This window comes from Piscinibacter sp. (assembly GCF_050175855.1).
Classification (GTDB): domain Bacteria; phylum Pseudomonadota; class Gammaproteobacteria; order Burkholderiales; family Burkholderiaceae_C; genus Piscinibacter.
Genome location: NZ_JBFXIO010000336.1, coordinates 1 through 5,747 on the forward strand (window position 1 = coordinate 1; position 5,747 = coordinate 5,747).

Here is a 5,747-nt window from a genome sequence, read left to right on the forward strand (position 1 = left end):
GCGTGCTCCTGCACCAGGCGCAGGATCTTCAGCGCCGAGGCCGTGTCCTGGTAGCTCACCACCACCGCGCTGGCGCGTGCCAGGCCGGCGGCCATCAGGCTCTGCAGCCGCGCGGCGTCGCCGAAGACCACGCTCTGCCCGGCGGCGGCGGCCTGGCGCACGCGGTCGGGGTCGAGGTCCAGCGCCATGTAGGGAATGTGCTCGCCCTCGAGGATGCGCGCCAGGTTCTGGCCGCTGCGGCCGTAGCCGGCGATGATGACGTGCGCAGCGGTGTTGATCGAGCGCTTGGCAATGGTGGTCATCGCCACCGACTGCATCAGCCAGTCGGTCGCCGACAGCTTCATCACGATGCGGTTGCTGTACAGGATCAGCAGCGGCGTGGCCATCATCGACAGCACCATGCTGGCCAGCACCGGGCTCAGCCACTGCGGGTCGATCAGCTGGTTGGCGGCGCCCAGCGTCAGCAGCACGAAACCGAACTCGCCGGCCTGCGCGAGGTACAGGCCGGTGCGCAAGGCGGTGCCCGGGTTGGCGCCGAACAGACGCGCCAGCGCCGCCACCAGCACGAACTTCGCCGCCACCGGCGCCAGCGTGAGCAGCAACACCAGTGCCCACTGGTCGAGTACCGGCCGCCAGTCGAGCTTCATGCCGATGGTGATGAAGAACAGGCCGAGCAGCACGTCGTGGAAGGGCCGGATGTCGGTCTCGACCTGGTGCTTGTATTCGGTCTCGGCCACCAGCATGCCGGCGACGAAGGCGCCGAGCGCCAGCGACAGCCCGAAGTGCTCGGTCAACCAGGCCAGCCCGAGCGTGATCAGCAGCAGGTTGAGGATGAACAGCTCCTCGCTCTTGCGACGCGCCACGAGCGTGAGCCACCAGCGCATCACCTTCTGCCCGCCGACCAGCAGGATGGCCAGCAACGCCACCGCCTTGACCGCGGCGAGGCTGAGCGAGACCGCCATGTCGGTGCCGCTGGAATTCAGCGCCGGGATCAGCACCAGCAGCGGCACCACGGCCAGGTCCTGGAACAGCAGCACGCCCATCACGCGGCGGCCGTGCTCGCTCTCCAGTTCGAGCCGGTCGGCCATCAGCTTGACCACGATCGCGGTGCTCGACATCGCCATCGCCGAGCCGAGCACGATGGCGCCCTGCCACGACAGCTCCCAGGGGCGGTCGGTGAAGGAGTAGATCCAGGTCAGCAGGAAGTGCCCGATCACCGAGCCGACGATGGTCAGCAGCACCTGCGCGAGGCCGAGGCCGAAGACCATTTTGCGCATGCTCTTCAGCTTGGGCAGGTTGAACTCCAGCCCGATGACGAACATGAGGAAGACGACACCGAACTCGGCGAGGTACTGCACGCCGGCCGAGTCCTTGGCCAGCGCGGTGGCGTTCGGGCCGATCAGCACGCCCACCACCAGGTAGCCGAGCATCGGCGGCAGCCGCGCCAGCCGGCAGGCCACCACGCCGGTGACGGCGGCCACCAGGTAGAGCAGGACGAGTTCGAGCGTGGTGGCCATGCGCAGGGCGAGCGGGGATGCGTCGATGCTACTGGAGCGGCGACCCTCGGCTAGACTGCGCCGTCCATGGCGCTGACCGCGATCAACCCGGTGATCCACTTCGCTCCCGAGCTGCTGCTCGCGGCGCAGGGCATTCGCGCGGCGATCTTCGACGTCGACGGCGTGCTCACCGACGGGCGCCTGTACATCGGCGAGCAGGGCGAGGTCTTCAAGGCCTTCAGCACGCTCGACGGCCATGGCCTGAAGCTGCTGACGCAAGGCGGCATCGTGCCGGTGGTCATCACCGGCCGCGACTCCCCGGCGGTGCGCCGCCGCGTGGCCGACCTCGGCATCGCCCACGCCGTCTACGGCGCCGGCGACAAGCTCGCCGCGGCCACGCCGCTGCTGGCCTCGCTGGGCCTCGAGTGGACGCAGGTGGCGGCGATGGGCGACGACTGGCCCGACCTGCCGCTCATGACCCGCGCCGGATTCGCCTGCGCGCCGGCCAATGCCCATGCCGAGGTTCGCGCCATCGCCCGCCACGTGACCCGCGCCGAGGGCGGCCATGGCGCCGCGCGCGAGTGCTGCGACCTGCTGCTCACGGCCGCCGGCCGCTATGTCGAGCTGCTGCACGGCCACCTCGTCACGCTGGACGGTGGGCGGTGAGCGACACGCTCGACGACCTGGCGGTGCTGGCGCCGGCGCCGGCCACCGACCGCCGCCGCCTGCGCCTGCCCTGGCACCTGCGCGTGCTGGAGGCCGCCACCTCGTACCTGCCGGTGCTGCTGATGGGCGCGCTGGCGCTGGGCACCTGGTGGCTGGTGAACGTGTCGCCGCCGCCGGAGGTGCAGCGCGAGCCCGCGCCGCCGCGCCACGAACCTGACTACGCGATGCAGCGCTTCACCGTGCAACGCTTCGCCAGCGACGGGCGGATGCGCGTGCAGATCGAGGGCGCGGAGATGCGCCACTACCCCGACACCGACACGCTGGAGATCGAGAACCCGCGCATCCGTGCCTTCGGGCCGGACGGCCGCGTCACGGTGGCCTCGGCGATCCGCGCGCTGGCCAACGGCGACGGCAGCGAAGTGCAGCTGTTCGGCTCGGCCCAGGTGGTGCGCGAGGCGCCGCAGCCGCAGGACGTGGTCGAGTTCCGCAGCGAGTTCCTGCACGCCTTCCTCGATGCCGAACGGGTGCGCTCGCACCTGCCGGTGGTGGTGCGCCAGCGCGGCGCCGAGCTGCGGGCCGACGGCATGGAGTACGACAACCTCTCGCGCACCGTGGTGCTGAAGGGTCGCCAGCGCGCGACCTTCGACTCGCGCGTCCGCGGCGCAGCACCCTGAGACCCCGCGCATGAGCCAGAGCCCGCTCGTCTTCATCACTGGCGCCTCCAGCGGCATCGGCCAGGCGCTGGCGGCGCGCTTTCGGCGCGCCGGCTACCGGCTCGCCCTGGTGGCGCGCCGCGAGGCCGAGGTTCGCGCATGGGCCAAGGCGCAAGGCTGCAGCGAGGCCGAGGCAGGCGTCTACGCCGCGGACGTTCGCGACCTCGCCGCAATCGAGGCCGCCGGTCGCGCCTGCATCGCCGCGCAGGGCGTGCCCGACGTGGTGATCGCCAACGCCGGCATCAGCGTGGGCATCGACACCGAGGTGTTCGACGACCTCGAGGTGATGCGCTCCACCTACGAGACCAACGTGATCGGCGTGGCCGCCACCTTCCATCCCTTCCTGCGCGCGATGCGCCAGCGCGGCAGCGGCACGGTGGTGGGCATCGCCAGCGTGGCCGGCATCCGCGGCCTGCCCGGCCACGGGGCCTACTGCTCCAGCAAGGCGGCGGTGATCAGCTACTGCGAGAGCCTGCGCGGCGAACTGCGACCCAGCGGCGTGAAGGTGGTGACCTTGCTGCCCGGCTACATCGACACGCCGCTGACGCGCCAGAACCGCTACAGCATGCCCTTCCTGCTCAGCGCCGAAGAGTTCGCCGAGCGCGCCTGGCGGGCGATCGACGCCGGCACCAGCTACCGGGTGATCCCCTGGCAGATGGGCGTGGTTGCCAAGCTGCTGCGCCTGCTGCCGAACCCGCTGTTCGACCGCGCGCTGGCCGGCCGGCCGCGCAAGCATCGCCAGGGCGAGTGAGGCGCCGGCTCGCGTTCCTGGCCCTGGCTGCGCTGGCGCTGTCTGGCGCCGTGGCGCAGCCGCGCGCCTTCCGTCCCGCCGCCGACGCGCCGCCGCTGCGCATCGACGGCCGCCTCGACGAAGCCGCCTGGCAGCAGGCCGCAGTGCACGAGGACTTCGTCCAGTACCTGCCGCTCGACCGCCAGCCGGCGCCCGAGGGCTACCGCACGACGATGCAGCTGGTGATCGAGGAGCATGCGCTGGTGGTCGGCCTGCGCGCCTGGGATCCACGGCCGCAGGAGATCCGCGCGCCGCTGATGCGCCGCGACAAGGTCGCGCGCGACCAGGACTTCGTCTCGGTGATGATCGACCCGGTCGGCTCGCGGCGGGCGGCGCAGTTCTTCCGCGTCAGTGCCGCCGGCGTGCTGACCGACGGCATGTTCATGGCGTCGACGAATCTGGAGGACTTCGCGCCGGACTTCGACGTCGAGGCCGCGGTGCAGCGCCTGCCCGACGGCTACAGCGTCGAGCTTCGCCTGCCGCTGATGACGCTGCGCTATCCGTACGAGGGTGGCGCGCCGTGGCGCATCATGGCCACACGCAGCATCCCGCGCGAGCAGAGCATCCTGCTGGTCAGCGCGCCGCTGACCAAGGATGCGCTGAACTTCATCGCCGAGTTGCAGCCGATCGAGGGCCTGGAAGACATCGCCGAGCGCGTGCGCGCGCACAGCCTGTTCTCGGTGCGTCCGGAGCTGACGCTGCGGCGTGCCGAGAGCGGCGATGCTGGCCAGCGTTCACGGCGCACGCGTGGCGCGCTCGGTGCCGAGATCAAGTGGCGCCCGCGCGCCGACTGGGTGCTCGACGCCACGCTGAACCCCGACTTCTCGCAGGTCGAGCTCGACGTGCCGCAGCTGGCCAGCAAGACGCGCTTCGAGCGAGCCGTGATCGAGAAGCGGCCGTTCTTTCTCGAGAGCACCGACGTCATCGACCTGCCGATCCCGGCCTTCTACTCGCGCTCGGTCACCGACCCGGCCTGGGGCCTGCGCGCCACCTGGCGCGGCAACCGTGCCGACGCCACGGCGCTCTCGCTGCTCGACGACGGCGGCGGCCTGGCGCTGCGGCCCGGCCCGTTCGGCAACACGGCGCTGCTGCAGGAACGCCGCTCGCAGGTGCAGCTGCTGCGCACGCGCTGGCTCGGCGAGACGCTGAGCCTGGGCGCATTGGCCACTCAGCGCGAGGAGAGCGGCAGCGGCGCGAGCAACCGGGTTGCCGGCGTCGACCTAGTCTGGCGCGCCAGCGAAGACCAGCAATGGCGCGCCCGCGCGATGGGCTCGCGCAGCCGCGAAGGCGCGGGTCTGCCCGGCACGAGCGGCCACCACCTCAATGCGGCATGGTTGATGCGCACGACCGACTGGGCCCTCAGCGCCGAGGCCACCGAGGTCAGCCCGCGATTCCGCAACGACAACGGCTACCTCGAGCAGGCCGGCGCGCGCATCCTGCAGACCGAGCTGATCCGCCGCTGGGGCGAGGTCGAGGTGCCCGGGCCCCTCGGCTTCTCCGCCCACGAGTTCGAGACCTACCTGTGGGTGCAGCACCGCGGCACGCTGCCCGACGGCGCTGCGGTGCCAGGCGGGCTCACCGTGCTGCGCCAGGTGCACCCGGGCATCTGGCTGATCGCCGCGCGCAACACCGAGGCCTGGATGCAGCTGCAGTTCGATGCCGAGCGCGCGCGGGCCGACAGCGCCCTGCGGTCGCTGCGTGCGCTGGCGGCGGGCTACAGCGTCAACCCCGCGCCGTGGCTGACGAAGCTGCACTTCGAGGGCAGCATCGGCCGCAAGCTCGACGTCGAGGCCGATCGTGTCGGCCGCGGCCACCAGCTTCTGGTGGAGCTGAACCTGCGTGCGCCGCTGGGCCGATGGGGGCTGGAGTCGGAGCACCGCCTCGAACGCAATGCCATCGGCGCGCCGGACGGCCGCCGTGCCCTGGCCGACACGGCGCTGCAGTGGCTGGGCGTGCTGCACTTCGATGCGCGCGACACGCTGCGCCCGGTCTGGCAATCGACGAGCTTCGTTCGCTACGGCAGCGGCGAGGCGCTGGCGCCTGCCGACGAGCGCGGCCGCGTCGCGTCGCTGGTCTTCATGC

The 5,747-nt window shown here is 71.7% G+C and carries 5 protein-coding genes; 4 read left to right on the forward strand and 1 reads right to left on the reverse strand.

The features are described from left to right. Positions 1 to 1,517: cation:proton antiporter (locus AB7U92_RS20660; RefSeq protein WP_428581411.1), on the reverse strand; the 1,517-nt coding region annotated here is incomplete at its 3' end. A 66-nt stretch (positions 1,518 to 1,583) separates the two neighbouring features. Here AB7U92_RS20660 and AB7U92_RS20665 point away from each other — a divergent pair. The 4 genes from AB7U92_RS20665 to AB7U92_RS20680 form a co-directional block, all read left to right on the forward strand. Next, complete coding sequence (locus tag AB7U92_RS20665) at positions 1,584 to 2,162, forward strand: KdsC family phosphatase (protein WP_428581414.1); 579 nt, start codon at positions 1,584 to 1,586, stop codon at positions 2,160 to 2,162. Next, positions 2,159 to 2,836 (forward strand): LPS export ABC transporter periplasmic protein LptC, encoded by a 678-nt coding sequence (gene lptC, locus AB7U92_RS20670; protein ID WP_428581418.1) that lies wholly within the window; start codon positions 2,159 to 2,161, stop codon positions 2,834 to 2,836. Before AB7U92_RS20665 ends, lptC begins: the two co-directional genes overlap by 4 nt. A gap of 10 nt (positions 2,837 to 2,846) precedes the next feature. After that, positions 2,847 to 3,626 (forward strand): SDR family oxidoreductase, encoded by a 780-nt coding sequence (locus AB7U92_RS20675; protein ID WP_428581421.1) that lies wholly within the window; start codon positions 2,847 to 2,849, stop codon positions 3,624 to 3,626. Beyond that, positions 3,623 to 5,747: DUF5916 domain-containing protein (locus tag AB7U92_RS20680; RefSeq protein WP_428581423.1), on the forward strand; the 2,125-nt coding region annotated here is incomplete at its 3' end. The genes AB7U92_RS20675 and AB7U92_RS20680, both read left to right, overlap by 4 nt.